Genomic DNA, 25,467 nt, shown 5'->3' with positions numbered 1-25,467 from the left:
ATGGTGCCGGCAACGTCATCCCCTGGTTACCCAGATTGGGCTACGGTCGACCGTTCGCGACTGGTTCGCGACTGGATGGATATGGATCGAATTCCGATGGATACCGAGCAAGTTACTGAAATCTCAGAGAAAGAACCGGTCGCCGCGCCGTCCATCGAGATTGCCTCGAGCCCCGAGCGATTCATCAATCGGGAATTGTCCTGGCTTCACTTCAACCGCCGCGTTCTGGAGGAATCGGTCAATCCGCGGCATCCCGCCCTGGAGCGGGTGCGCTTTCTGTCGATTTCCGCCAACAACCTTGATGAATTCTTCATGGTGCGCGTCGCCGGCATCCGCGCCCAGGTCCGCGAGGGCATCGCCGAGCGCAGCCCCGACGGGCTGACGCCGACCGAGCAGCTGAAGCTGATCAACGAGACGGTGTCGCAGCTCGCGATCGACCAGCAGGCGATCTGGCGCGACCTGCGCAAGTTTCTCGGCGAGCTCGGCATCGTGCTCGTCGACGGTCAGGACGTCACCAAGAGCGAGCGCGCCTGGATCGAGGACCACTTCCTCGCCAACATCTTCCCGCTGCTGACGCCACTCGCGATCGATCCGGCGCATCCGTTCCCATTCATCCCGAGCCTCGGCTTCACGGTGGCGCTGCAATTGATCCGCTCCGCCGACGGGCGCCCGATGAACGCCCTCATCCGCATGCCCGGCAAGATCGACCGCTTCATCCGCTTCCCCGGCTCCAAGGATGGCGTGATCCGCCTGATCACCCTGGAACAGGCGACCGGCCTGTTCATCGGCCGGCTGTTTCCGGGCTACACCGTGAAGGGCCAGGGCGCCTTCCGGATCATCCGCGACAGCGAGATCGAGATCGAGGAAGAGGCCGAAGACCTGGTGCGGCTGTTCGAAACCGCGCTGAAGCGGCGCCGTCGCGGCTCGGTGATCCGGCTCGAGATCGAGGCCAACATGCCGGAGGAGCTGCGCCGCTTCGTGCAGAATGCGCTCTCGACCACCGATGACGAGGTGTTCCTGGTCGACGGCGTGCTGGCGATGAACGAGCTGTCGCAACTGACGCGCGTCGACCGGCCCGACCTCGAATTCGCGCCCTATGTGCCGCGCCATCCCGAGCGTGTCCGCGACCATGGCGGCGACATCTTCGCCGCCATCCGGCAGAAGGACCTGATCGTCCATCACCCCTACGAGTCGTTCGACGTCGTCGTGCAGTTCCTGCAGCAGGCGGCGCGCGACCCGGACGTCGTCGCGATCAAGCAGACGCTGTACCGCACCTCCAACAACTCCCCGATCGTGCGCACGCTGGTGGAAGCTGCCGAAGCCGGCAAGTCGGTGACAGCGCTGGTCGAGCTCAAGGCGCGTTTCGACGAGGAGGCCAACATCCGCTGGGCCCGCGATCTGGAGCGCGCCGGCGTGCAGGTCGTCTACGGCTTCCTGGAGCTGAAGACGCATGCCAAGCTGTCGATGGTCGTGCGCCGCGAGGGCGGCAGCCTCACGACCTATGTCCACACCGGCACCGGCAACTATCATCCGGTGACGGCGCGCATCTACACCGACCTGTCCTACTTCACATCGGACCCGGTGATCGGCCGCGACGTCACGCGGGTGTTCAACTACATCACCGGCTATGCCGAGCCGATCGACATCGAGAAGATGGCGGTGTCGCCGCTCACGCTTCGCAAGCGCATGATCGAGCACATCCACGGCGAGACCAGCTTCGCCCGCCAGGGCAAGCCGGCCGTGATCTGGATGAAGATGAACTCGCTGGTCGATCCAGACATCATCGACGCGCTGTATGAGGCCTCGCAGGCCGGCGTCTCGATCGAGCTGATCGTGCGCGGCATCTGCTGCCTGCGTCCCGGCCTCCCCGGACTGTCGGAGAACATTCGCGTCAAATCGGTGATCGGCCGCTTCCTCGAGCATGGCCGCATCTACTGCTTTGGTATGGGTCAGGGCCTGCCGAGCGCCAAGGCCGCCGTCTACATCTCCTCGGCCGACATGATGCCGCGCAATCTCGACCGCCGCGTCGAGGTGCTGTGCCCGCTTCAGAACCCCACCGTCCATCAGCAGGTCCTGGAACAGATCATGGTCGCAAACCTGAAGGATACCGAGCAGAGCTGGCAATTGTTGCCGGACGGGTCGTCAACGCGTATGAAGGCCGCGAAGGGCGAGGAGCCGTTCAACCTGCACAATTACTTCATGACGAATCCGAGTCTGTCCGGCCGTGGAAAGTCGCTCAAGGAATCATCGCCGCGCCGGCTCACGCGCCGGAATGAACGCCCTCCTTCATAGGGGCTGTCTGCACCGGGGCCTTCTGCAACGGGACATGCCGTGGTGAAGCGGCCCGGCACGAGGTCCGCCAGCGTCGGTGTCATCGACATCGGCTCGAATTCGGTCCGTCTCGTCGTCTACCAGGCGATGGAACGCAGCCTCGTGACCGTGTTCAACGAGAAGGCGCTGTGCGGGCTCGGTCGCGAGGTCCAGACCACCGGCCTGCTCGCGGCCGATGCCGTCGACAAGGCGCTGACCGCGCTGAAGCGCTTCCGCGCGTTGTGCAAGGTGCAGCGGGTGGGGCAAGTGCATGCCATCGCGACCGCCGCCTGCCGCGATGCTTCGAACGGCGCTGATTTCATCGCCAAGGCCGAGAAGATCTGCGGCGTCCCGATCCAGATCCTCACCGGCCCCGAAGAGGCGCGCTATTCGGCGCTCGGTGTCATCTCCGGCATTCACAAGCCCGACGGCATCGTCGGTGATCTCGGCGGCGGCTCACTTGAGCTGATCGACGTGCGCGGGCACCAGGTCCGCAGCGGCGTCACCCTGCCGCTCGGCAGCCTGGCGCTGCAGGATCTCGCCGAGAAATCGCTGAAGAAGGCGCAGCGGATCGCGAGCGAGGCGCTGACCGACCTGCCGCAACTGCTGGCCGGCCAGAACCGCACCTTCTATGCGGTCGGCGGCACCTGGCGCGCGCTGGCGCGCATCCACATCATCCAGAGCGGCTATCCGCTCGGGGTGATGCACGGCTATGCGATTCCGGCGGCCGATGCGCTGGCCTTCGTGCGCCGGCTGCGTCGTCTCGTCGCCGCCGACATGCTGGCCGACATCGAAGCGATCGCCGAGGCGCGGCGCCCGCTGCTTGCCTATGCTGCGCTGGTGCTCGAGCACATCATCCGCGTCGCCAGGCCGACGACTGTCGTGTTCTCGACCTTCGGCGTGCGCGAGGGCCTGCTCTACTCCAAGCTTCCAGACGCCGAGCGCGCCAAGGACGGGCTGCTCTGCGCGGCGCAGGGCCTCAACGAGCTGTTGTCGCGCTCGGCCCAGCATGCCCGCGAGCTGATCGACTGGACCGACCGCCTGTTCCGCGTGATGCACATGCGCGAGACCGAGGACGAGCGCCGGCTGCGGCACGCCGCCTGCCTGCTGTCCGATATCGGCTGGCGCATGCATCCGGACCATCGCGGCGAGCAGACCTACGGCATCGTTCTGAACGGCAATTTCGGCTCGATCAACCACGAGGGCCGCATCTTCGTCGCGCTGTCGGTGTTCTTCCGCTACGAGGGCCTGCGCGACGAGGCGGCGGCGCCTGCCCTCACCGAGCAGCTGAGCCCGGCCCAGATCGATCGTGCGCGCCTGCTCGGCACCGCGTTTCGGGTCGCGCATCTGATCTCGGCGGCGCGGCCCGGCGTGCTGCCCGCAACGCATTTCCGCACCCAGGATCGCAAGCTGATGCTGGTGTTCGAGCACCAGATGGTCGACCTCGTCGCCGATCGTGTCGGCGGGCGCTTCAAGCAGCTCGCGCGTCTCGTCGGCCGCTCCGGCTCGATCGTGCGCAGCTAGATCCGGATCAGGGCCGCCGAGCGCCGACCGAAATTGCGATCATGCGCTTGGCGATGACGCCATAGACTTTGCGCCAGGCCTGCTCGACCTCATCATTCCAATGCGGACCAAGTCCTTTGGCGAGGCTCCACAATAGTGCTTCGCCGACCACCGGATAGTGCTCAGGCCGGACTCCATAGCGCGCATGATTGCGGCCGAGGATGTCGGTGCTCGACAACAGACCAGTCGTCTGATCGAGGCTGCCGACGAGGACCGCCAGGGTCGCGATGAAGTCCCGTTTCAGCACGTCCATGTCGGCGGGAAACATCGCCCGACATTCCGGCGCGAGCTCGAAGACGCGGTCATAGAACGTCGTCGTCATCTGTGTAGCATTGGCAAATACCAAGTCGAACGACGACTTGACGTGCGCAATCTCATCTGCAGTCAACATGCGCAAGTCCAATTCGAAACAATTCCAATCATGGCCCGATCAGTGGAGCTCGACGTGGTGGTGTCGCGGCGGCGCGAACGGGTTCAAGATTATAAGAAACAGAGGACCGCGCCCTGCGGTACCTGGCAAAGGCGCGGCACCGTGCCGCATCGCTGTCGATTGGCTTGTGATCCTGCCGCGACGATGGCTGGCCGACTCAGTGATCGAAGACGGTAACGGCAACAAACACGACGGCCATCGTGCTTCTCACAGGCCATCGGAGGACGCCGACACGCCAGCCGCCGACCGGCGCCAAGGCCGACTGATCCGTTGGATCGCGCAGACGGCCGCCGATGCGAATGGCGGCCGTCCGCGTCAGCCGACGCCTGGCTCACACCGCGAGGTTCATCCAGACGGATTTCGGCTCCGTGAAGTTGTCCAGCGCGGCCGTGCCGTGCTCGCGGCCCAGTCCGGAGTCACGATCGCCACCCCAAGGCAGCCGCACATCGGTGTAGCCATAGGTGTTGATCCACACGGTGCCAGCGCGCAGGCGCTTGGCGAAGCGATGGACGCGCCCCATGTCGCGGCTCCAGACGCCGGCGGCCAGGCTGTAGGCCGTGCCGTTCGCCATCCGCAGCGCCTCGGCCTCGTCCCTGAACTTGATCACGCTGACCACGGGTCCGAAGATCTCTTCCTGCGAGATCCGCATGTCGTGCGTGACGCCGGCGAAGACGGCGGGGCTGACGAAATAGCCGCGGGCGGCCGCGCGCTGGCCGCCGGTGACGAGCGTGGCGCCTTCGTTGCGTCCGATGTCGACATAGTCGAGGATCGTCTTCATCTGCCGTTCGGAGATGACCGGTCCGAGCGAGGTTGCGCGATCGAGCGGATCGCCGATCCGCAGCGCCCGTGCGCGCTCGGTCAGGCGCTCGACCACCTCGTCATACACGCGCTCGTGCACCAGCACCCGCGATCCGGCCGAGCACACCTGCCCGGTGTTGAAGAAGATGCCGCTGGCCGCAGCCTTCGCGGCGGCCTCGATGTTCGCATCGTCGAAGATGATGTTGGCCGACTTGCCGCCGAGCTCGAGCGAGACGCGTTTGAAGTTGCCGGCCGCCGCCTTCATGATGCCGCGGCCGACGCCGGGCGAGCCGGTGAACGTGACCTTGTCGACGTCGGGGTGGTTGACCAGTGCCTCGCCGACGGTGCGCCCGGGGCCGGTCACGATGTTGAGAACACCGGGCGGCAGTCCGGCTTCGAGCGCGAGCTCCCCGATCCGCAGCGCCGACAGCGACGTCAGCTCGGCGGGCTTCATCACGACGGTGCAGCCGCAGGCCAGCGCCGGCGCGAGCTTCCACATCCCGATCATCAGCGGGAAATTCCACGGCACGATCGCCGCGACCACGCCGACCGGCTCGCGCACCGTATAGGTCAGCGCATCATCGCGCGTGGAGACGACTTCACCGCTGATCTTGTCGGCCCATCCGGCGTAATAGGTGAGCGTATCGATGGCGGCGGGAAGATCCTGGCGCAGGATCGCCGACACCGGCTTGCCGGCATCGAGGCTTTCGAGCTCGATGATCTCGTCGGCATGGTCGCGCAACAGCTGCGCCCATTTCAGCAGGATCGCGCCGCGCTCCGCCGCACGCATCGTTCGCCACGGCCCTTCGAAGGCCTTGCGGGCCGCGGCGACTGCGAGATCGACATCCTCGGCATTGCCCTCGGCGACCGTCGCAATCGCCTGCTCGGTTGCAGGATTGAGCGACGTGAAGGTGCGTCCCGAAACCGAGGGAACATGCCGGCCGCCGATCAGGAGCTGGAACGGCTTCGTCAGATAGGACGTCCCCCTCGAGCCGCGCTCGTAATCATATGCAATCGACATCATATTTCCTCCGTTTGTTGTATACCAATGAAGGTAAGAACAAATATCTGTTCGTAAATATGATATCTGTTGCCTATGGCCGGCGGTCATATGAAGCCGACTTCACAAGCGGGCCCTGATGTTGCGGATCGCGATCGAACCTGTCTGGCGCTTCTACAAGGACGACGGCCCGCAGAGCATCGTCGTGATGCTCCGCGTGCTCAGTGAAATCGGGAGGACGGGTAAGATCACCAGCGCGGCCAGTGACGCGCATCTGTCCTATCGTCACGTCTGGAATCTGATCGAGCAGTGGTCTGAATTCTTCGGCGTGCCGCTGGTCGAGACCCAGCGCGGCAAAGGATCGAAGCTCACGGCGTTCGGCGACAAGCTGGTCTGGGCCGGCGAGCGCATGCAGGCTCGCCTCGGCCCGCAGCTCGACAATCTGGCGCAGGAGCTGGTGACCGAGATCAAGCCGTTCCTGCAGTCGCATCCTGGCGTGATCCGCGTTCACGCCAGCCACGGCTTTGCCGTCGCCAAGCTGCGCGAGCTGCTGGATCGCGAGTCAGGCGTCGGGGTCGATGTCCGCTATGTCAGCAGCCAGCATTCGCTGGCCTCGCTGGCGCAAGGCGAATGCGACCTGTCGGGACTGCATCTGCCGCGCGGCGAGCTGCGTGCCCAGAACATCCAGGCCTGCCGGGATTGGCTCGATCCCAAGCAGGACTGCGTCATCAGCTTCGTGACCCGCGAGATGGGGCTGATGGTCAAGCGCGGCAATCCGCTGTCCATCCGTTCATTGACCGATCTTGCCGACGGCAGGGCGCGCTTCGTCAATCGCGATCATGATTCCGGCACCCGCCTGTTGTTCGATCAGTTGCTCGCGTCACAAGGCATCGACGAAACCAGCATCAATGGCGCGCAGCAGATCGAGTTCACCCATGCCGCCGTCGCCGCCTATGTCGCGAGCGGCATGGCCGACGTCTGCTTCGGCGTCGAGGCTGCCGCGCGGCAGTTCGGGCTCGACTTCATCCGTATCCTCACCGAGGACTATTTCTTCGCCTGCCATAAATCGTTTCTGGAAACCGACCCGATGCGGCGGGTGCTCGAGGTGATGAAGGGCGACGAATTCCATCGCGCCGTTGCTGCCCTGCCCGGCTACCAGCCAGCGGCCACGGGATCGGTCCACACCGTCCGCGAATTCCTCGATCGGCTGGATGCGGAGTCCTGACGCCGCCCGGTCGGATGCGGCGCGTCCTGACGATCAGCTACGGCAGATCGACGCCGCGCGCCGGCACCGGCTGCAGCTCGCTCTCGGCCTGACGCTGCAGCGCGCGGCCGCGCCAGATCGAGCCGGCGATCAGCACCACACCGGCGCCGATCAGCGACATCAGCGTCTCCATGACATCGACATGGCTCGCGAGATTGGTCTTGCCGGCGAACAGCGCCGAGGTCGCCTCGATGTTGATGAGGACGGTGCCGTCGAGCAGATGGTGCAGCATCGGCTCGATCGCGGGATCGGTCGCGATCACCTCGCCGGCCACCCAGCCGAGCAGCATCGCGCCGAGCCAGACCAGCAGCGGGACCCGATCGAGCACCAGCATGATCAGCGCGGCACCCGCGATGATCAGCGGGATGCTCATGGCAAGGCCGATGATCAGCAGGGACGCCTGGCCGTTGGCGGCCGCAGCCACCGCGATCACGTTGTCGAGGCTCATCACGAGGTCGGCGAGCGCGACGATGCGGACCGCATGCCACAGCGTCGTGCCGGCCGCGATCTCGTCGTTCTCGTCCTCGGGCACCAGCAGCTTGGCGGCGATCACGATCAGTGCCAGCCCGCCGATCAATTTCAGGTATGGCAGCGCCATCAGGGTGGCGACGATGCCGGTAAAGGCGATGCGCAGTGCGACGGCAATGCCGGAGCCGGCCACCATGCCCCAGAAGCGATGCTTGCCGTGCAGGCCGCGGCAGGCGAGCGCGATGACCAGCGCATTGTCGCCCGACAACAGCACATTGATCCAGACGATCTTGCCGAGCGCGAGCCAGAAGCCCGGGCTCTGCAGGTCGGCCTCGAATTGAGCGAGCACATGGCCGAAGCTGGCGGAATCGGCGAGTTGCGATAGCCAGTTCACGGCCGGGCCTTTCAGATAAGTTCAGCGCAGAGCACGAAGGTCGTGCGGCTGAGGGGGCCCTCAGCCGCACGAGGATCGATCAACCGACGATCTCGTTGCCGGAGAAGAACTGCGCGATCTCGATCGCTGCCGTTTCCGCCGCGTCGGAACCGTGCACCGAGTTCTCGCCGATCGACTTCGCATGCAGCTTGCGGATGGTACCGTCGGCCGCCTTCGACGGGTCGGTGGCGCCCATCACGTCGCGGTACTTCAGGATGGCGCCCTCGCCCTCCAGCACCTGGACCACGACCGGGCCGGAGATCATGAAATCGACCAGTTCGCCGAAGAATGGCCGCGCCTTGTGCACGGCATAGAAGGTCTCGGCCTGATCGCGGGTCATGCGGATGCGCTTCTGGGCCACGATCCGCAGGCCGGCCTTCTCGATCAGCGCGTTGATCGCGCCGGTGAGATTACGCTCGGTCGCGTCGGGCTTGATGATCGAAAAGGTGCGCTCAATCGCCATGATATCGTCCTTGGAGGTGCGGGATTTCGGTGAGTTGCGGGCTTATATCGACGCGATCGGCCGACGGCAAGCGACCGGGGCCCCTGCCGGAGCGCGACGCCTTACGACAATTTCACAATTCTGAACATAGTCTGAAGGCTCCGTGCCACCCGTGTTCAGCTCGAAGCTCCTAGGGTGTTCGCATCGGGCGAGGACGAGCCAGCAATACGACCGGTGGCCGCCCTCTCCCAGCCTCATCCGTCGGACAATTTCGGCGCCACCAGCGCTGTCATCCAGGAGACGATCATGTTGCGCAAACTCTCCCTCATCGCGGCGGCCACCGTTGCCCTCGGCGCAGCCGCCCTCGCCCCGACTGCCGCCTCGGCTCACTGGCATGGCGGCTGGCATGGGGGCGGTTGGCACGGAGGCTACGGCGGATGGCACCGTCCGTTCTACGGCCCGCGCTTCTTCGTCGGTGGCCCGGTCTACAGCTACGGCTATGGCGGCTGCTACGTGCGCCGCGTGGTTCCGACCCCGTGGGGACCGCGCTGGCGGTGGATCAACCGCTGCTATTGATACGAGCCTCGGCGCGGCACCCGCCCCCCGCCGCACCGAACTCGCATCGCCCCGGCGTCTCCCCCACGCCGGGGCTTTTTTTGTGCATTTTCAACCTCATTTCGGGGTCTTCCGGTCGGGAGCGGGAAACAAATCGAGCGGTCACGACTTGTTACGGCATCGTCCTGCAACTGCTCGTGGAACTCCCTCATGTCTGGCCGCACCGCCGATTTCAGCGAGGCGCTCGATCGCAAGACCAGCCGGTCGATCTGCGAGGCCGTCGGCGAACGCCTGCAACGCAGCCTGCCGCCGGACGGCTCTCGTCTGCCGGCTCAGCTTGCGGACCTGATGAACGAGTTGCGAAAGCGCGACGAGACCGGGATGAGCCTCTCCGGCCGCTGAGACCGCGACAAAGCGGTTGCCTTTGGCCGCGCGCGCGGTGACAAGGCGCGCATGCTTTCCATCACCGACATCTCCATCCGCCTCGCCGGACGGCTTCTCATCGACCAGAGCTCAGTGCAGATTCCGCCCGGCGCGCGCGTCGGACTGGTCGGCCGCAACGGCACCGGCAAGTCGACCCTGTTCAAGGCGATCCGCGGCGAACTGTCGCTGGAGACCGGCAGCATCACCGTGCCGCCGCGGTGGCGCATCGGCAGCCTGGCCCAGGAAGCCCCGAGCGGGCCCGAAAGCCTGATCGAGGTGGTTCTCCGGGCCGACCTCGAGCGGCATGCGCTGCTGCAGGAGGCCGAGACCGCCCATGACGCACACCGCATCGCCGAGATCCAGACCCGGCTCGTCGACATCGACGCGCATTCCGCCCCGGCGCGCGCGGCCGCTATTCTCAGCGGCCTTGGATTTTCCGCCGCGGATCAGGCGCGAGCCTGCGCCGAGTTCTCCGGCGGCTGGCGCATGCGGGTCGCCCTTGCGGCAACGCTGTTCGCCGCGCCCGACCTGCTCCTGCTGGACGAGCCGACAAACTATCTCGACCTCGAGGGCACGCTGTGGCTCGAGGATCATCTGGCGCATTATCCGCGCACGGTGATCGTGATCAGCCACGACCGCGATCTCCTGGAAACCTCCGTCGACCAGATCCTGCATCTCGACCGTTGCAAGCTCACACTATATCGCGGCAGCTACTCCTCCTACGAGGAACAGCGCGCCACCCGCGAGATGCTCGATGCCAAGGCGGTCAAGCGCCAGGAAGCGGAGCGTGCGCGGCTGCAGGCCTTCGTCGAGCGCTTCAAGGCCAAGGCCTCGAAGGCGCGCCAGGCGCAGTCCCGCGTCAAGATGCTGGAGCGGATGAAGCCGATCACCGCGCTCGTCACCCAGGACGTGCACGAGATCACCTTCCCCGCACCGGAGCGACTGCTGTCGCCGCCGATCATCGCGGTCGACAACGCCTCGGTCGGCTACGATCCCGCGCAACCGGTGCTCAACAGAGTCACCTTACGCATCGACAATGACGACCGCGTCGCATTGCTCGGCGCCAACGGCAATGGCAAGTCCACGCTGGTGAAGCTGCTCGCCGGCCGGCTCACACCGTTTTCCGGCAAGGTCACGCGCGCCGACAAGCTGTCGATCGCCTATTTCGCCCAGCACCAGCTCGATGAGCTGGACGAGACCGGATCGCCGTATAGTCACGTGCGCAAGCTGATGGGCGATGCGCCGGAATCGAAAGTGCGCGCGCGCGCCGGCGCGATCGGATTTTCCGGCAAGGCCGCCGACACGCTGGTGAAGAGCCTGTCGGGCGGCGAGAAGGCGCGGCTGCTGCTCGGGCTCGCGACCTTCTTCGGCCCCAACATGATCATCCTGGACGAGCCGACCAACCATCTCGACATCGACAGCCGCGCCGCGCTGGCCGAAGCGATCAACGAATTTCCCGGCGCCGTGATCATGGTGTCGCACGATCGCTATCTGATCGAGGCCTGCGCCGACCGCCTCTGGGTCGTCGCCGACCGCACCGTGAAGACCTATGATGGCGACCTCGATGACTACAGGCGCATGGTCTTGTCGACGCGCAGCACGCCGGCCCGCGACAACGAGCGCTCTCAGGTCGCCGAGAAGACCGAGCGGCCCCGCAGCGACAACAAGCGCAGCGGGCTGAAGCAGAAGATTGCGGCAGCCGAAGCCGAGATCGCCCGCATCACCGAGATCATCGCCAAGATCGACGGCGCGCTGTCGCTGCCCGACATCTTCACGCGCGACCCGAAGCAGGCCGCGCAATTGTCGAAGGCGCGGGCCAATGCCGCCGACGCGCTGGCGCGCGCCGAGGAGCAGTGGCTGGAAGCCAGCACGCTGCATGACGAGGCGGGGAGCTGAAGTGCCCCGAGCCTCGGATCGGCATTCGGCCGAAAGTCGCCGATAGCTTGGCTTTCAGATGCTTCCAAGTCGAAAGCCTTCGCGGTCGGCGGCTAGCACGGCTGAATGCGGGATCGGAGCGAGCGACCGGATCAATTGGTTCGCTGGAACAGGTCGGCACCCGGCAGATTGCCGAGATCACCGTTGGGCTGAATGTAGAAGAGATTCCAATTCGCCCGAAGTTGATTGCCGCCGACTTGGCCTCTCCAACGCGTGATGGAATTGCACTGGGCAAAAGTCACGACCAGCATAACGGCGCTGCCGGCGGATCTGCCGGATACCGGATAGGGAATACCCTGGCATGCGAACCCAGATGCGTTGTTGGTGAATTGCCCTCGCACCTGCCCATCGGTGACTGACCAGATCTCGAGAACCGAGCCTCGTTGATTGGTCCATCTCGACGGCGCCGGCAGGACGTCGGCACGCGCAGCAATCGACGAAACCACGACAATCATGCCTGCGAAAAGATACTTGCTGAAGAACCACTTCATGGCGCGCCTCGCTATGCCCAGAGCTAGAGGTAGCAACGATGACTACATACATCCATAAGATTGAAAGCGCCATTGTAGCAGAATCAAAATTGCTCTACTTTTGGTAGCTGACGTTGATGTTTGAGGTTCGATTGAGGCGATTCAGGAGGACGAAACATGAACAAGCAGCTTTACGCTCGACTTGACGGCCTGCTCTACGACGTCTGCGTCAAGGCCGGTCAAAAGGTGAAGACCGGTGAGGTCCTCTACGTCATCGAGGCGGCCAAATCACAGCTGTCGGTGAAAGCTCCCTACTCCGGGACAATCAGTCAGGTCAGGCGCAAAGCGGGCGATACGTTGAACGCGACCGATGTCGTGATGGAGCTGGATGCGGAGGACGCGGCAGCTTAATCGTCGCCGAAGTTCGGAGTCCTCTGCAGATGGATCGGCGACGACGCGCCGTTGTAGACCGTCGCTCGATCCAGCACGCGCTCGGCCTCGGCGGACGGCCAGGATCTTTCGATCTTGGGCCGCTTTCTGTCGAAGGCGCATTGCAGCCCCTCCGGGAGATCCGACCAGAACGGCACGAAGGACAATACGATCAGGGCTCGGTCTTCGCTCGAATTGTTCGCATGGGATGCGTGAAGGAGCCTGCCGTCGCGAACGATGAGATCCCCCTTCCGAACAGCAATATCAACTTCGTCTGGCCTCGTGGAAACCAGCACGTCGTCGACATGCAGAATCCGATCGGGATGTGTCGGCCTGCCCTCGATCAATGCATGTAGATCGTTCTTGCGCCGATGACTGCCGGGAAGCACGCGCAAGCATCCGTTTGCAGCACTCGTGTCGGTCAAATAGTACATGAAATAGAGAATTGGAGGCGTGGCGCCGTAACTCACGGCGCTCGACCAGCCCCACCAATCCTGGTGCCAGTGCAGCCTCGGACACCCGGCCGGCTTGGAGATCAGAAATCCAGCAAAAAAGCGCGCATCCCGGTATCCGGCGCGCTCCAACAATTCATATTGTGCATCGAAGAGAATGATCGGCGCGAAATCGACCGAAAAGTTGACCGAGACAACAAGCCCGAGATGGGGCTCCGCTCTCGCCTCAAGACTGGCCCGAGACTTGATTCGATTGCCGGCCTCCAACAATTCGCGAGGAAGAAAATCACGGCGTACCGCATACCCGGCCTCCTCCAACTCGCGACGGAGGCCGGTTATTTGCATGGCCGCCTCCCGCCGTCAGCTCGTCCGCTTCTTCGCCTTCGGCTTCGCCACCTTCGGCGCCGGTCCCGGATCGGGCGCGCGCTCGACCGAGGTCAGGCGGCCGGAGCTGAACGTGTAGACGCCGGCGCGTGCGCCGCGCAGCCAGGTCACCGTGGCCACGCGCTCGCCGCCATTGCTCGAGATGTTGACGTTGTCGGGTGCACCGATGCCGCGCACCACGTCGCATTCGGTGTGGCCGAGTGCGACGGTGCCGCCGGCAGCCGGCGTCGCGGCGGCGGGATCATTCGCCAGCGCGTTCGCGCCCGCAGCATCGGCCGCAGGCGCCATGCCCGGGCATGCGCCTTCGGCGCTCACAAGATCCTCAGCCGTGACCGGCTTGTCCGGCGTCAGCGGCGGCGCGTCGATCGAGATGTTTCTGATGAACAGGCGCTGCGGCCGGTTGAACCACTCAGCGTCCTTGGACAGGAAATCGGGCGTGCTCGAGCATCCGGCGACGACCGGGGCAAGCACAAGGAACGCCAGAGCGCGCGTCAGCTGTTTGGTGTGGTCTCGCACGATGAACCTTGCTGAATTGCAACCTGTGGACACTCTAACGTGTTGTCCCAACATCACTTTGCGGCACGTTCGTGACTTTGCCAACGCTCTGCCGGTAAATCGGCAGATTATCATTAATCACGCGGCGCTGCCATCATCGGCGCTTCACGGGCCTCCGCATCATTGTCGGCGCTGCCAGCGCCCCCGCTCATCCGCCTGCCAGTAGGTGACCTCGAATCCCCGCGATTTGCAATCGGTCCACGCCGATCTCGCAGCCGCGAGCGCGTCCGCATCATCGCCGTTGAACACGAGCACCATGCGCTCGTAGCTGTGCGAGTCCGATGGCAGCGCCGCGTTATCCACCAGGAAACGGACGTTCGCGCCGTTGGGATTGCTTTCTTCCACCGCGAGCACGATCGGCTGGTCGGCCACATCGGCCACCCGCCAGGTGGCGTGCGGCAGAAACGAATCGTCGCGATAGGTCCACAGATGCGCATCGAGCGCATCCGCGCGCTCCTCCGATGTCGACTGCACCACGACGCGCCAACCGCGCTCGAGCGACTTCTCGAGCAGCGGCGGCAGCACGCCTTCCACGGTCATGTTCTGCAGGTGGTAGAACAGGACTTCGGTCATCGCCCCGCGTCACGCCTTGCCGCCGGATTTGGCTTCGGCTTTGGTGTCGGATCTGGATTCGTAGGAGTCCCACACCAGCCGATCGAGCAGCCGGACGCCATAGCCCGATCCCCAGCTCTGGTTGATCTCCGATTTCGGCGCGCCCATCGCGGTGCCGGCGATGTCGAGATGCGCCCACGGCGTGTCGTTGACGAAGCGCTGCAGGAATTGCGCGGCGGTGATCGAGCCGCCATGGCGTCCGCCGGTATTCTTCATGTCGGCGAACTGCGAATCGATCAGCTTGTCGTATTCGTGGCCGAGCGGCATGCGCCACACCTTCTCACCCGTCTCCTGCCCCGCCTTGAACAGCTTGTCGGCGAGATCATCATTGTTGGTGAAGAGACCGGCATGCTCGGTGCCGAGCGCGACCATGATCGCGCCGGTCAAGGTCGCCAGGTCGATCATGAATTTCGGCTTGAACTTGGTCGCGACGTACCACAGCACGTCGGCGAGCACGAGGCGGCCCTCCGCATCGGTGTTGATGATCTCGATGGTCTGGCCCGACATCGAGGTGACGATGTCGCCCGGACGCTGGGCGTTGCCGTCCGGCATGTTCTCGACCAGGCCGATGGCGCCGATCACGTTGGCCTTGGCCTTGCGTGCGGCGAGTGCATGCATCAGGCCGACCACGCAGGCCGCGCCGCCCATGTCGCCCTTCATGTCCTCCATCGAGCCGGCCGGCTTGATCGAGATGCCGCCGGTATCGAAGCACACGCCCTTGCCGATGAAGGCGACCGGCTGCTCGCCGCGCTTGCCGCCATTGTAGTGCATCACGACGGTGCGGCTCGGCCGTGCCGAGCCCTGGCCGACGCCGAGCAGCGCGCCCATGCCGAGTTTCTTCATCGCGGGCACGTCGAGGATCTCGACGGTGACGCCGAGCTTGCGCAAGGCGGCAGCGCGTTTGGCGAACTCTTCCGGGTAGAGCACGTTCGGCGGCTCGTTGACGAGATCGCGCGCCAGTATCACCCCGTCGGTCACGTGGGATCGCGGCGCGAAGGCCTTCTTGGCCGCCGCGACGTCCGCCACGGCGATCGAGACATTGGCGCTGACGGCGCCCTCCTCGTCCTTCTTCTTGGTCTTGTAACGGTCGAACCGATAGGCCCGCAGCCGGATCCCGGCGGCCAGCGAGCTGACCTGATCCGGCAACAGCGGTCCCGAAGGCAGCTCGGCGAGCACCGCCACCGCTTCAGTTCCGGCGTTCAGCTTTCCGGCTAAAGTCCCGCCGTATTTGAGGAAATCCTTGTCCTTGAGGTCCGAGCCCTTGCCGATGCCGATGACGATCAAGCGCTGAATCTTGATTCCCTCAGGAGCCAGCAGATCCAACACCGCGCCATCCTTGCCCTTGAACCGGGCTGCCTCGGCCGCGCGCTTGATCAGGTCCGAGGCTCCCCCGAGCGCCTTCTCGGTCGCGACTCCAAGACGCAGGGTGTCATCGCAGAACGCCACCACGATGCCACGCGGGGCGGTCGACAGCGGGACGAAGCCGACCTTGACGGCGTCGGACATCAAGCAATCCTCCAAATTTCGACGTGATGAGCCGCCACGTCCGACCGAAAACCTCAAGGGCCAGACGCGGATGGCGGCAGTTCGGAACCCAACTTGACAGCAGTATGGCCTGCCCGGACCGCGGCTGCCAAGCGCCGCGTGGCGGGCCAGTCACAATCATGAAATTTTGACCGTATTTTCGGGGCGCCACGCCACAGCCATTTTGTCGACGGATCAACGAGATGGTAATGATATTCACTGCTCTTGGAACGTCACGGCGACAGCGGCCTTGGGGGACCCGTTTCAAGGGGGGGCTGCAGCGCTCGTTCCGGGACTGCTGATTGGGGATCGAGCGCAGACGATGGGGTCCATCGACAGGTACATCTTTCGCACGACGCTGGCGTCGTTCGCGCTGGTGTTGGTCAGCCTCACCGGCGTGATCTGGATTACGCAGGCGTTGCGCGGCATCGACCTGATGACCAGCCAGGGCCAGACGATCCTGACCTTCCTTGGCATCACCGGGCTCGTGATTCCCTCCCTGCTCGGCGTCATCGCGCCGATCGCGCTGATGATCGCGGTCTCGCACACACTGAACAAGCTGGCGACCGATTCGGAGATCATCGTCATGAACGCCGCCGGCATGTCGCCGATCCGGCTGTTCGTGCCGTTCGCCTATGCCACCTGCGCGGTAGCCGTGCTGGTGACGGTGATCGCCGCCTTCTTCGCCCCCGACGGCCTGCGCCGGATCAAGCAGTGGGATGCCGAGATCACCGCCGACGTGCTCGCCAACATCCTACAGCCCGGGCGGTTCGCGCAGCTCGACCAGAACCTGACCATCCGGATCCGCGAGCGCCAGCCCGGCGGTGAGCTGTCCGGCATCCTGATCGACGACCGCCGCGACCCCAAGGAGCGAATCACGATCATCGCCGAGAAGGGCACCGTCGTGAAGAATGCCGACGGCTCGTTCCTGGTGCTGGAGGACGGCAATCTCGAACGCTTCGAGCTCGGCAAGCGCGAGCCGGCGATGGTCGCGTTCGCCCGCTACGCCTTCGACATGTCGAAGTTTTCGAACCAGGGCCGCGACGTCACGCTCGGCATCCGCGAGCGCTATCTGTGGGAACTGATGGCGCCCGCCGAAAACGATCCGATCTACAAGCAGATCCCCGGACAATTCCGCCAGGAATTGCACGACCGCTTCCTGGCGCCGATCTATCCGTTCGCCTTCGCAGCCCTCACCTTCGCATTCCTGGGCGCGCCGCGGACGACACGCCAGAGCCGCAACTTCTCGTTCGGCAGCGCCATTCTCGCCGTGTTCGGCGTCCGCATGGCGGGTTTCGCCTGCTCGGTCATGACCGTGAAGACGCCGATGGCGGCGCTGGTGCAGTACCTCATGCTGTTCGGCGTGCTCGGCCTCAGCATCTGGATCATCATCGGCGGCGTGGTGGTCGAGCCGCCGGCGCGGCTGATGGAAGCCATCAACCGGTCGAACGCGCGGATCGCACGCCTGTTCGGAAGGCCGGCCACCGCATGAGCATGGTCACCAACACGCTCGGGCGCTATTTCGCCGGCCGCTTCCTGGTCTCGGCGGTCGGCGTGTTCGCGAGCATCTTCATCCTGCTCGTGCTCGTCGACTACATCGAGATGGTGCGCAAGACCTCCGGGCTCGCCTCGGCCTCGGCGCTGATGGTGGCGGAGACGTCGCTGTTCCGGGTGCCGCAATTGCTCGAGAAGATGATGCCGTTCTGCGTCCTGATCGGCGCCATGACCTGCTATCTCGCGCTGTCGCGCCGACTCGAACTCGTGGTGGCACGCGCGGCCGGGGTCTCCGCCTGGCAGTTCATCGCGCCGGCGCTGGCAAGCGCCATCGTGCTCGGGCTGATGGCGACGACCCTCTACAACCCGATGTCGGCAAATCTGCGCGAGCTCTCCAAGCGCATGGAGGCCGAGCTGTTCGGCGCCGCCCCGGGCGGCGGCGTGCAGGACGCGGCCGGCTTCTGGCTCAACCAGATCAACCCCGACGGCTCTGTCATCATCAATGCCGCGCGCAGCGAGCAGCAGGGCGTCCGCCTGACCGGACTGACCCTGTTCCGTTTTGATACGGACAAGCACTTCAAGGAGCGAATCGAAGCGCGCGAGGCGACCCTGGAAGAAGGCCGGTGGGTCTTCCGGTCCGTGCGCCGATTCTCCCTCGATGCGCCGCCGGTCGACGAACCGACGTACATTCTTCCGACCAGCCTGACGCCGGCGCAGGTCCGAAACAGCTTCTCCACCCCCGAAACTGTGTCGTTTTGGCAACTTCCGACATACATCCGCTCGTCGGAGAGCTCGGGCTTCGCGACCGCGGGGTACAAACTGCAGTATCATAAGCTGATCGCGCAGCCGTTTTTGCTGGCTGCGATGGTCATGCTGGCTGCGTCCGTGTCGCTCAGGTTCTTCCGAATGGGTGGCGTACAGAAAATGGTTTTGAGTGGCGTGGGCGCCGGGTTTCTGCTCTACGTTCTGTCGAAAGTAACTGAAGATTTGAGCAAGGCTGAGTTGATGAATCCGATCGCTGCGGCGTGGCTGCCGGTGTTCGTCGGCGGCCTCACCGGCTTCATGGCCTTGCTCTACCAGGAGGACGGCTAGTGTCGTTCGTTGCCGTCCGTCAGACAGCGCTCGCCGCGCTTCGGCAGCATGCCGTTGCGCGCGTCGGTTGCGCGCGCGTGCGTCGCGCCGGGTCTGGCGTACTTGGATTCGTTATGGCCTGCGGGCTCGGCCTGATGGTCGCTGCTGCGATCGCGGTCGTGGCGCCGACCCCTGCCGTGGCGCAGGGCTTCACCTACAATCCGCGCCCGCCCAAGGCGCCGCCGCCGCGCGTCGCCAACGACAACCAGATGCTGGTGCAGGCGACCGAGGTCGATTACGACTACAACAACTCGCGCGTGTCGGCGGTCGGCAACGTGCAACTGTTCTACAACGGCACCTCGGTCGAGGCCGACCGGGTGATCTACGACCAGAAGACCAAGCGCCTGCATGCGGAAGGCAACATCCGCATGACCGACGCCGACGGCAAGATCACCTACGCCAACAGCCTCGATCTGTCGGACGACTATCGTGACGGCTTCGTCGATTCGCTGCGCGTCGAGACCGAGGATCAGACGCGGATGGCGGCGACCCGCGCCGACCGCTCCAAGGGCAATTACACCGTCTTCGAGAACGGCGTGTACACCGCCTGCGCGCCGTGCAAGGACGATCCGAAGAAGCCGCCGCTGTGGCAGGTCAAGGGTGCGCGCATCATCCACGACCAGACCGAGAAGATGCTGTATTTCGAGAACGCCCAGCTCGAATTCTTCGGCGTTCCCCTGGCCTACATCCCCTACTTCTCGACGCCCGATCCGACCGTGAAGCGCAAGAGCGGCTTCCTGATGCCCGGCGTCACCCAGACCGGCGGCTACGGCTTCGGCGTCGACATCCCCTATTACTGGGCGATCGCGCCGGATTACGACGCGACCTTCACGCCGCGCATCACCTCCAAGCAGGGCGTGCTGCTGCAGACCGAGTTCCGCCAGCGCCTCAGCAATGGCGGCTATCAGGTGCGCCTGTACGGCATCGATCAGCTCGACCGCAACGCCTTCGCCGGCCAGCCGGGCGACCGCCAGTTCCGCGGCGGCGTCGACACCAAGGGCCAGTTCGCGCTCAACGACAAGTGGGTCTGGGGCTGGGACGGCATTCTGCTGTCCGACTACATGTTCCTGTCGGATTACCGGCTGGCGCAGTACCGCGACCCGTTCAACTCGTTCATGAGCCTGCCGACCGAGGCGATCTCGCAGCTGTATTTGACCGGCGTTGGCAGCCGCAGCTTCTTCGACGTCAGGGCGATCCACTATCTGAGCTTCTCGGGCAACCAGCAGACCGTGCCGGTGGTCTATCCGGTGCTGGATTACTCGAACGTGCTGAACTATCCCGTGTTCGGCGGCGAGTTCAGCTACAAGACCAACTTCGTCAATCTGAGCCGCCAGACGGCGGTGTTCGATCCGATCACCACCACGGCCAACACCAACGGCCTGTGCACGACGACATCGGCTGACCCGCTTGCGCGCCTGCCGACGCAGTGCCTGCTGCGCGCCACGCCCGGCACCTACACCCGCCTGACTGCGCAGGCGGAGTGGCGGCGGTCGTTCACGGATCCCTACGGCCAGATCTGGACGCCGTTCGCGATCCTGCGCGCGGATGCGATCAACGCCAACGTCTCGAACCAGCCGGGTGTGGGCAACTTCCTGCAGACCGGCGACACCCAGGCGCTGCGGCTGATGCCGACGGTCGGCCTGGAATATCGCTACCCGTTCATCAACGTTCAGCCGTGGGGCACGACGACGATCGAGCCGATCGCGCAAGTGATCATCCGGCCGAACGAGACCTATGCCGGCCGGCTGCCGAACGAGGACGCCCAGAGCATGGTGTTCGACGCCAGCAACCTGTTCAGCGTCGACAAGTTCTCCGGCTACGACCGCGTCGAGGGCGGCGGGCGCGCCAATGTCGGCGTCCAGGCGACCACGCAGTTCGACCGCGGCGGCACCATCAACGTGCTGTTCGGCCAGTCCTATCACCTGTTCGGGATGAACTCGTTCGCGGTGCAGGACGCCAACAACACCGCCATCGGCTCCGGCCTGGACAAGAACGTCTCGGACTACGTGGCGCGGGTCGACTACTCGCCGAACCGCACTTACACGTTCAGCATGCGCAGCCGGTTCGACCAGCAGACCCTGAACATCCAGCGCTTCGAGGCGGAAGCCAAGGCGAACTTCGACCGCTGGTCGGTGGCCCTGACCTACGGCAACTATGCTGCCGATCCGGCGATCGGTTACCTCACCCGTCGTGAGGGCATCCTGGGTAGCGGCTCGGTCAAGGTGGCACCGAACTGGGTCGTGACGGGCGCCGCGCGGTGGGACCTCGCTGCCAACAAGATCAACCAGTATGTGATCGGCGCGGGCTATGTGGACGACTGTTTCGTGCTGGCCGCCAACTATGTAACGTCGTATAACTATACGGCAGGCACCACTCCACCCGTTCTGAGCCATGCCTATATGCTCCAGATCGGGCTTCGGACGCTTGCCACGACCTCGTCGACGGGAACCGGGGCTGGCGGCCTTCAGTAGTGCGCGCCAGTCTCCGACGGGCCGCTCCGTGGGGTTCGAAAGTCCCTCGTCGGGAGCCGTGGCGCGGCTTCCAGTTGGATCAATAGCGACAGCGAAGCTTGGTCATGACGATCGCGTTCTCTCCTCGCCTTCGGGCCCTGGCCATCTGCACTCTTGCCGCACTCGCCTGCGGCATCGGAACGATGTCGGCTCGCGCCCAGAGCATCGTCGTCATGGTCAATGGCGATCCCATCACCGACTATGACATCGAGCAGCGCACCAAGCTGAACTTCCTGAGCACGCGCAAGCATCAGTCCCGCCAGGAGATCATCGACGAGCTGATCGACGACAAGGTGAAGATCAAGGAAGGCAAGAAGTTCGGCGTCGAGCCGACCGCCTCCGACGTCGACCAATCGTTTGCTGGCATGGGCTCTCGCATGCGGCTCAACCCGGAACAGTTGACCAAATCGCTGGAGAGCCAGGGCGTGCGGCCGGAGACGCTGAAGGCCCGCATCAAGGCGGAGATCGTCTGGAGCAGCCTGGTGCGCGGCCGCTACAAGGAGCGTCTGCTCGTCTCCGACAAGGACGTGGCCGCGGCCGTCGCCGCCGCCGGCGGCGACGGCGATCAGCAGGGCCAGGCGTTCGAGTACAAGATGCAGCCGATCGTGCTGATCGTGTCGAACTCCTCGAACCAGGGCTTGATGGAAGCACGTCACAAGGAGGCGGAAGCGCTGCGCTCACGGGTGCAGACCTGCGCCGAAGCCAACAACATCTTCAAGACGACGGCGAACGCGGTCATCAAGGAGATCGTCGTCAAGACGTCCGCCGACATTCCGCCGAATCTGCGCAAGCTGCTCGATGACACACCGATCGGCCACCTGACTCCGCCGGAAGCGACGCGGCAGGGCATTCAGATGGTGGCGCTCTGCTCGCGGACTCCGACCACGATCGACACGCCGAAGAAGCGCGAGATCAAGGAGCAGATGTACACCAAGAAATACGAGGCCACCTCCAAGGCCTATCTGCAGGAAGTCCGCAAGGCGGCGATGATCGAATATCGCTGATGACGAAGCCGCTCGCGCTGACCCTGGGGGAACCGGCAGGCATTGGCCCCGACATCACCCTGCAGGCGTGGCTGCGCCGCGCCGAGCTCGGCCTCCCCGCCTTCTACGTGCGCGGTGATCCTGCCTTCCTGGCTCAGCGCGCCAAGCTGCTCGACCTCCCCGTCACCGTGGACGAGGTTCGTCCCGAACAAGCGGCGCAGGCGTTTGCGACCGCGCTGCCCGTGGTCCCCACCGGGCACGCCGTGACGGCCCTGCCGGGCCGCCCGGACACGACGAGTGCCGAGGCGGCCATCGGCTCGATCCGGGAGGCCGTGGCCGACGTGAGGGCCGGACGCGCGAGCGCCGTCGTGACCAACCCGATCGCCAAGGCCGTGCTCTACCGTGCCGGCTTCTTGCATCCCGGCCATACCGAATTTCTCGCCGAGCTCGCCGCGGATGGCGGAGCCACGCCACAGCCGGTCATGATGCTGTGGTCGCCTGTTCTCGCCGTGGTGCCTGTGACGATCCACGTCGCGTTGCGCGATGCGATCGACCAGCTGACGAGCCCGCTGATCACGTCGACGACGCGAATCGTCGCGGCGAGCCTGCACCGCTATTTCGGCGTATCGCGGCCGCGCATTGCGATGTCGGGCCTCAATCCGCATGCGGGCGAGGACGGCACGCTCGGCACCGAAGAGGACACGATCATCGCGCCCGCGATCGCAACCTTGCGCAATGCCGGCCTCGACGTGCAGGGACCGCTGCCGGCAGACACGATGTTTCATGAAGCCGCGCGCAAGACCTATGACTGCGCCATCTGCATGTACCACGATCAGGCACTGATCCCGATCAAGACGCTGGCGTTCGACGAGGGCGTCAACGTGACGCTCGGCCTGCCCTTCATCCGCACCTCGCCCGACCACGGCACGGCGTTCGACATTGCCGGCAAGGGCACCGCCAATCCGGCGAGCCTGATCGCGGCGCTCGAGCTCGCGGCGCGCATGGCCAGCCAGTCGTCATGAGCGCGATCGACGACCTCCCGCCGCTGCGCGAGGTCATTCGCGATCATCAGCTGTCGGCTCGCAAGGCACTCGGCCAGAACTTCCTGCTCGATCTCAATCTCACCGCCCGGATCGCGCGCGCCGCCGGCCCGCTGGAGGACGCCACCGTGGTGGAGATCGGCCCCGGTCCGGGAGGCCTGACGCGGGCGCTGCTCGCGCTCGGCGCGCGCCACGTGATCGCGGTCGAGCACGACGAGCGCGCGATCCCGGCGCTGCAGGCGATCGCCGCGCGCTATCCGGGGCGGCTCGAAATCGTCTGCACCGACGCCCGCACCTTCGACGTCCGGCCCTACCTCGGCAGCACCAAGGCGAAGATCGTCGCCAACCTGCCCTACAACATCGCGACGCACCTCCTGATCGGCTGGCTTTCCGCAGAGCCGTGGCCGCCCTGGTACGACATGATGGTGCTGATGTTTCAGCGCGAGGTCGCCGAGCGCATCGTCGCGCGCGAGAACGAGGACGCCTATGGCCGGCTTGGCGTGCTCGCCAACTGGCGCTGCGAGACCAAGATCCTGTTCGACATCTCGCCGTCCGCCTTCGTGCCGCCGCCGAAGGTCACGTCGTCCGTGGTGCGGCTGGTGCCGCGCCCGTCGCCCGAACCCTGCGACCGCCGCGCGCTCGAGCAGGTCGCCGCCGCCGCCTTCGGCCAGCGCCGCAAGATGCTGCGGCAGAGCCTGAAGTCGCTGCCGGCGGATCCCGCGCGGCTCGCAGCCGCCGCAGGCGTCGATCCCACCCGCCGCGCCGAGACCATTCCGGTGTCGGGCTTTGTTGCCATGGCCCGCGAATTGACCAATAGTCGCGACGCGAACAAGTCTTAATCAACAAGCATTTCAGGGAGTTTCATCATGGCGTTGATGCGCCGTCAGTCGCTCGTCAAGTTCGACGCACCGCTGTGCGAAACCATCGTCGAGACGCCGAAGCCGCAAGGCCGGGAAGTTCTGGTTCGCATCGAGCGCTGCGGCCTGTGCCACTCCGACCTGCATATCCAGGACGGCTATGCCGATCTCGGCGGCGGCAAGCGCCTGGACACCACGCGCGGCATGACCCTCCCCTTCACGCTCGGACACGAGATTGCCGGCGTCGTCGATGAGGTCGGACCCGACGTGCCGAAGGAACTGATCGGCGCGCGCCGCGCAGTGTTTCCGTGGATCGGCTGCGGCCAATGCCGCGACTGCGCCAATGGCGACGAGAATTTGTGCGCCAAGCAGCGCTTCCTCGGCGTCTCGATTGACGGCGGCTTCGCCACCCACGTGCTGGTGCCGGATGCGAAGTATCTGCTGGAATACGATCCGCTGCCGGTCAATCAGGCCGCGACGCTGATGTGCTCCGGCGTAACGGCCTATGGCGCGCTCAAGCGCCTCGTGGATCGGCCGCGCCAGCGCAATCTGCTGCTGATCGGACTCGGCGGCGTCGGCATGATGGGCCTGTCGTTCGCGCAGGCGATGTTCAAGCAACCGATCTCGGTGGCCGACCTCTCGGCGGCCGCGCGCGAGACCGCGCTGAAGAATGGCGCCGCGACGGCCTACGATCCGGCCGAGCCGGATGTGATCAAGCGCATCCTCAAGGAGACCGAGGGCGGCTTCGACGAGGTCGTCGACTTCGCCGGCAACGAGAAGTCGATGGCCTTTGCGGTGTCCGTCGTTGCACGCGGCGGCAAGATCGTCGTCTCCGGACTGATGGGCGGCCAGTTCACCCTGCCGATGGTTCAATGGGTGTACAAGCGCATGACCATCGAGGGCTTCATGGTCGGCACGCTGACTGAGGCGCACGAGTTGATGGCGCTCGCGCGCGCCGGCAAGATCAAGCCGCCGCCGATGCGCGAGGAGCCGATGGCTGACGTACAGAAGTGGATCGATGCACTGCGCGCCGGCCATGTGGTCGGACGTGTGGTGCTGACGAACTGATCCCTCGTCCGTTGCGACATCGCACGCGGCGGCGGTGCTGCACCGCTGCCGCCGTGGCCAATCATTTGTCCACAAACGTAGAGGTTGTCGGCGCCGCGCCTCGGATCCCTGAGGGTGAAAAGTCAGGTCCATCTTCACGGATGTGACCGATTTGGCGCGCTAGCGCGGCCAAAATCGAGGCGGGATGCGGATCCTTTTGTGGGAAAAAAGCCGCACTCGGGCACGAAAGGATCGCGACAGAATTAATCCGGAATTGCGGCTCATTGCCACCCAACTTCTCTCCGAGAACGCGCCGTTGCGTAAGCGTATCCGGAGTCTTCAATGGCAAGCCGAACGG

23 protein-coding genes are annotated in these 25,467 nt (G+C 65.0%); 14 read left to right on the top strand and 9 right to left on the bottom strand.

Translation table 11 applies throughout. The annotated features are described in order from the left end of the window. Nucleotides 1-96 precede the first annotated feature (96 nt). Together ACQR0W_RS11265 and ppx are read left to right on the top strand one after the other, a co-directional pair. Nucleotides 97-2,292 (top strand): RNA degradosome polyphosphate kinase, encoded by a 2,196-nt coding sequence (locus ACQR0W_RS11265; RefSeq protein WP_316170417.1) that lies wholly within the window; start codon nt 97-99, stop codon nt 2,290-2,292. 42 nt (nt 2,293-2,334) lie between these two features. Continuing rightward, the gene (gene ppx / locus ACQR0W_RS11260; protein WP_315826938.1) at nt 2,335-3,834 is read left to right on the top strand and encodes an exopolyphosphatase; all 1,500 of its coding nucleotides are present in this window, start codon (nt 2,335-2,337) and stop codon (nt 3,832-3,834) included. Between the two features lie 7 nt (nt 3,835-3,841). Here ppx and ACQR0W_RS11255 read toward each other — a convergent pair whose 3' ends face one another. Together ACQR0W_RS11255 and ACQR0W_RS11250 are read right to left on the bottom strand one after the other, a co-directional pair. Continuing rightward, a complete protein-coding gene (locus tag ACQR0W_RS11255; protein WP_315777495.1) occupies nt 3,842-4,264 on the bottom strand; it encodes a globin family protein in 423 nt (140 codons plus the stop codon). A gap of 370 nt (nt 4,265-4,634) precedes the next feature. Then, the gene (locus ACQR0W_RS11250; RefSeq protein ID WP_315826800.1) at nt 4,635-6,122 is read right to left on the bottom strand and encodes an aldehyde dehydrogenase family protein; all 1,488 of its coding nucleotides are present in this window, start codon (nt 6,120-6,122) and stop codon (nt 4,635-4,637) included. A 118-nt stretch (nt 6,123-6,240) separates the two neighbouring features. Here ACQR0W_RS11250 and ACQR0W_RS11245 point away from each other — a divergent pair, with 118 nt between their 5' ends. Beyond that, nucleotides 6,241-7,326 carry a substrate-binding domain-containing protein gene (locus ACQR0W_RS11245; RefSeq protein ID WP_315826799.1) on the top strand — a complete coding sequence of 362 codons (1,086 nt, stop codon included), beginning with the start codon at nt 6,241-6,243 and terminating at the stop codon, nt 7,324-7,326. 37 nt (nt 7,327-7,363) lie between these two features. Here ACQR0W_RS11245 and ACQR0W_RS11240 read toward each other — a convergent pair whose 3' ends face one another. Both ACQR0W_RS11240 and ndk read right to left on the bottom strand, forming a co-directional pair. Beyond that, nucleotides 7,364-8,227: a TerC family protein gene (locus ACQR0W_RS11240; protein WP_315712379.1), complete on the bottom strand. Its 864-nt coding sequence runs from the start codon at nt 8,225-8,227 to the stop codon at nt 7,364-7,366. A gap of 79 nt (nt 8,228-8,306) precedes the next feature. After that, complete coding sequence (gene ndk, locus ACQR0W_RS11235; RefSeq protein WP_315712380.1) at nt 8,307-8,729, bottom strand: nucleoside-diphosphate kinase; 423 nt, start codon at nt 8,727-8,729, stop codon at nt 8,307-8,309. 285 nt (nt 8,730-9,014) lie between these two features. On the opposite strand from ndk, the gene ACQR0W_RS11230 reads away from it, so the two are divergent. From ACQR0W_RS11230 to ACQR0W_RS11220, 3 genes are all read left to right on the top strand, one after another. Then, entirely contained in the window at nt 9,015-9,284 is a 270-nt protein-coding gene (locus tag ACQR0W_RS11230) for a sulfur globule protein precursor (RefSeq protein WP_315712648.1), read from the top strand. A 189-nt stretch (nt 9,285-9,473) separates the two neighbouring features. Next, nucleotides 9,474-9,665: a hypothetical protein gene (locus tag ACQR0W_RS11225; protein WP_315712381.1), complete on the top strand. Its 192-nt coding sequence runs from the start codon at nt 9,474-9,476 to the stop codon at nt 9,663-9,665. Nucleotides 9,666-9,716: 51 nt separating this feature from the next. Further along, a complete protein-coding gene (locus ACQR0W_RS11220; protein WP_315826797.1) occupies nt 9,717-11,582 on the top strand; it encodes an ABC-F family ATP-binding cassette domain-containing protein in 1,866 nt (621 codons plus the stop codon). A 131-nt stretch (nt 11,583-11,713) separates the two neighbouring features. Here ACQR0W_RS11220 and ACQR0W_RS11215 read toward each other — a convergent pair whose 3' ends face one another. After that, nucleotides 11,714-12,112, bottom strand: a complete 399-nt coding sequence (locus tag ACQR0W_RS11215) for an avidin/streptavidin family protein (protein ID WP_315712383.1) — start codon at nt 12,110-12,112, stop codon at nt 11,714-11,716. A gap of 156 nt (nt 12,113-12,268) precedes the next feature. On the opposite strand from ACQR0W_RS11215, the gene ACQR0W_RS11210 reads away from it, so the two are divergent. Then, entirely contained in the window at nt 12,269-12,502 is a 234-nt protein-coding gene (locus ACQR0W_RS11210) for an acetyl-CoA carboxylase biotin carboxyl carrier protein subunit (RefSeq protein WP_315712384.1), read from the top strand. Here the strand turns inward: ACQR0W_RS11210 and ACQR0W_RS11205 are convergent. From ACQR0W_RS11205 to ACQR0W_RS11190, 4 genes are all read right to left on the bottom strand, one after another. Then, entirely contained in the window at nt 12,499-13,317 is an 819-nt protein-coding gene (locus ACQR0W_RS11205; protein ID WP_316170416.1) for a phytanoyl-CoA dioxygenase family protein, read from the bottom strand. The genes ACQR0W_RS11210 and ACQR0W_RS11205 overlap by 4 nt on opposite strands. A gap of 15 nt (nt 13,318-13,332) precedes the next feature. Then, nucleotides 13,333-13,827, bottom strand: coding sequence for a hypothetical protein (locus tag ACQR0W_RS11200; protein ID WP_315712649.1), 495 nt, complete (start codon nt 13,825-13,827; stop codon nt 13,333-13,335). Between the two features lie 204 nt (nt 13,828-14,031). Continuing rightward, the gene (locus ACQR0W_RS11195; protein WP_315749957.1) at nt 14,032-14,484 is read right to left on the bottom strand and encodes a DNA polymerase III subunit chi; all 453 of its coding nucleotides are present in this window, start codon (nt 14,482-14,484) and stop codon (nt 14,032-14,034) included. 9 nt (nt 14,485-14,493) lie between these two features. Then, nucleotides 14,494-16,029 carry a leucyl aminopeptidase gene (locus tag ACQR0W_RS11190; RefSeq protein ID WP_316170415.1) on the bottom strand — a complete coding sequence of 512 codons (1,536 nt, stop codon included), beginning with the start codon at nt 16,027-16,029 and terminating at the stop codon, nt 14,494-14,496. A 340-nt stretch (nt 16,030-16,369) separates the two neighbouring features. Between ACQR0W_RS11190 and lptF the strand changes: the two genes are divergently transcribed. The 7 genes from lptF to ACQR0W_RS11155 all read left to right on the top strand — a co-directional run bounded on the left by lptF (nt 16,370) and on the right by ACQR0W_RS11155 (nt 25,130). Then, nucleotides 16,370-17,539 carry an LPS export ABC transporter permease LptF gene (lptF, locus tag ACQR0W_RS11185; protein WP_315749956.1) on the top strand — a complete coding sequence of 390 codons (1,170 nt, stop codon included), beginning with the start codon at nt 16,370-16,372 and terminating at the stop codon, nt 17,537-17,539. Beyond that, nucleotides 17,536-18,633 carry an LPS export ABC transporter permease LptG gene (gene lptG, locus ACQR0W_RS11180; RefSeq protein ID WP_315712392.1) on the top strand — a complete coding sequence of 366 codons (1,098 nt, stop codon included), beginning with the start codon at nt 17,536-17,538 and terminating at the stop codon, nt 18,631-18,633. The genes lptF and lptG overlap by 4 nt, the downstream gene beginning before the upstream one ends. Next, nucleotides 18,633-21,143, top strand: coding sequence for an LPS-assembly protein LptD (locus ACQR0W_RS11175; RefSeq protein WP_315826795.1), 2,511 nt, complete (start codon nt 18,633-18,635; stop codon nt 21,141-21,143). Before lptG ends, ACQR0W_RS11175 begins: the two co-directional genes overlap by 1 nt. Nucleotides 21,144-21,247: 104 nt before the next feature. Beyond that, nucleotides 21,248-22,186: a SurA N-terminal domain-containing protein gene (locus tag ACQR0W_RS11170; protein ID WP_315712396.1), complete on the top strand. Its 939-nt coding sequence runs from the start codon at nt 21,248-21,250 to the stop codon at nt 22,184-22,186. After that, nucleotides 22,186-23,187, top strand: a complete 1,002-nt coding sequence (gene pdxA / locus ACQR0W_RS11165; protein ID WP_434840678.1) for a 4-hydroxythreonine-4-phosphate dehydrogenase PdxA — start codon at nt 22,186-22,188, stop codon at nt 23,185-23,187. The genes ACQR0W_RS11170 and pdxA overlap by 1 nt, the downstream gene beginning before the upstream one ends. Beyond that, nucleotides 23,184-24,044: a 16S rRNA (adenine(1518)-N(6)/adenine(1519)-N(6))-dimethyltransferase RsmA gene (gene rsmA, locus ACQR0W_RS11160; protein ID WP_315712399.1), complete on the top strand. Its 861-nt coding sequence runs from the start codon at nt 23,184-23,186 to the stop codon at nt 24,042-24,044. Before pdxA ends, rsmA begins: the two co-directional genes overlap by 4 nt. Nucleotides 24,045-24,071: 27 nt before the next feature. Continuing rightward, nucleotides 24,072-25,130 carry an alcohol dehydrogenase gene (locus ACQR0W_RS11155; protein ID WP_315712400.1) on the top strand — a complete coding sequence of 353 codons (1,059 nt, stop codon included), beginning with the start codon at nt 24,072-24,074 and terminating at the stop codon, nt 25,128-25,130. The last annotated feature ends 337 nt before the right edge of the window (nt 25,131-25,467 follow it).

The sequence above is a fragment of the Bradyrhizobium sp. HKCCYLRH1034 genome, from assembly GCF_051168375.1.
Classification (GTDB): Bacteria; Pseudomonadota; Alphaproteobacteria; order Rhizobiales; family Xanthobacteraceae; genus Bradyrhizobium.
Note: the sequence above shows the minus strand (reverse complement) of the source record. Positions and strands in the feature narration are given on the sequence as shown.

What these genes read in the sequence shown, in the direction of transcription:
- pdxA (WP_434840678.1), top strand. Translation starts at nt 22,186, where the DNA reads ATGACGAAGCCGCTCGCGCTGACCCTGGGGGAACCGGCAGGCATTGGC.
- ACQR0W_RS11230 (WP_315712648.1), top strand. Translation starts at nt 9,015, where the DNA reads ATGTTGCGCAAACTCTCCCTCATCGCGGCGGCCACCGTTGCCCTCGGC.
- ACQR0W_RS11190 (WP_316170415.1), bottom strand. Translation starts at nt 16,029, where the DNA reads ATGTCCGACGCCGTCAAGGTCGGCTTCGTCCCGCTGTCGACCGCCCCG.
- lptF (WP_315749956.1), top strand. Translation starts at nt 16,370, where the DNA reads ATGGGGTCCATCGACAGGTACATCTTTCGCACGACGCTGGCGTCGTTC.
- ACQR0W_RS11225 (WP_315712381.1), top strand. Translation starts at nt 9,474, where the DNA reads ATGTCTGGCCGCACCGCCGATTTCAGCGAGGCGCTCGATCGCAAGACC.
- ACQR0W_RS11250 (WP_315826800.1), bottom strand. Translation starts at nt 6,122, where the DNA reads ATGTCGATTGCATATGATTACGAGCGCGGCTCGAGGGGGACGTCCTAT.
- ACQR0W_RS11265 (WP_316170417.1), top strand. Translation starts at nt 97, where the DNA reads ATGGATACCGAGCAAGTTACTGAAATCTCAGAGAAAGAACCGGTCGCC.
- ACQR0W_RS11220 (WP_315826797.1), top strand. Translation starts at nt 9,717, where the DNA reads ATGCTTTCCATCACCGACATCTCCATCCGCCTCGCCGGACGGCTTCTC.
- ACQR0W_RS11255 (WP_315777495.1), bottom strand. Translation starts at nt 4,264, where the DNA reads ATGTTGACTGCAGATGAGATTGCGCACGTCAAGTCGTCGTTCGACTTG.
- lptG (WP_315712392.1), top strand. Translation starts at nt 17,536, where the DNA reads ATGAGCATGGTCACCAACACGCTCGGGCGCTATTTCGCCGGCCGCTTC.
- rsmA (WP_315712399.1), top strand. Translation starts at nt 23,184, where the DNA reads ATGAGCGCGATCGACGACCTCCCGCCGCTGCGCGAGGTCATTCGCGAT.
- ACQR0W_RS11210 (WP_315712384.1), top strand. Translation starts at nt 12,269, where the DNA reads ATGAACAAGCAGCTTTACGCTCGACTTGACGGCCTGCTCTACGACGTC.
- ACQR0W_RS11245 (WP_315826799.1), top strand. Translation starts at nt 6,241, where the DNA reads ATGTTGCGGATCGCGATCGAACCTGTCTGGCGCTTCTACAAGGACGAC.
- ACQR0W_RS11205 (WP_316170416.1), bottom strand. Translation starts at nt 13,317, where the DNA reads ATGCAAATAACCGGCCTCCGTCGCGAGTTGGAGGAGGCCGGGTATGCG.
- ACQR0W_RS11155 (WP_315712400.1), top strand. Translation starts at nt 24,072, where the DNA reads ATGGCGTTGATGCGCCGTCAGTCGCTCGTCAAGTTCGACGCACCGCTG.
- ndk (WP_315712380.1), bottom strand. Translation starts at nt 8,729, where the DNA reads ATGGCGATTGAGCGCACCTTTTCGATCATCAAGCCCGACGCGACCGAG.
- ACQR0W_RS11170 (WP_315712396.1), top strand. Translation starts at nt 21,248, where the DNA reads ATGACGATCGCGTTCTCTCCTCGCCTTCGGGCCCTGGCCATCTGCACT.
- ACQR0W_RS11195 (WP_315749957.1), bottom strand. Translation starts at nt 14,484, where the DNA reads ATGACCGAAGTCCTGTTCTACCACCTGCAGAACATGACCGTGGAAGGC.
- ACQR0W_RS11215 (WP_315712383.1), bottom strand. Translation starts at nt 12,112, where the DNA reads ATGAAGTGGTTCTTCAGCAAGTATCTTTTCGCAGGCATGATTGTCGTG.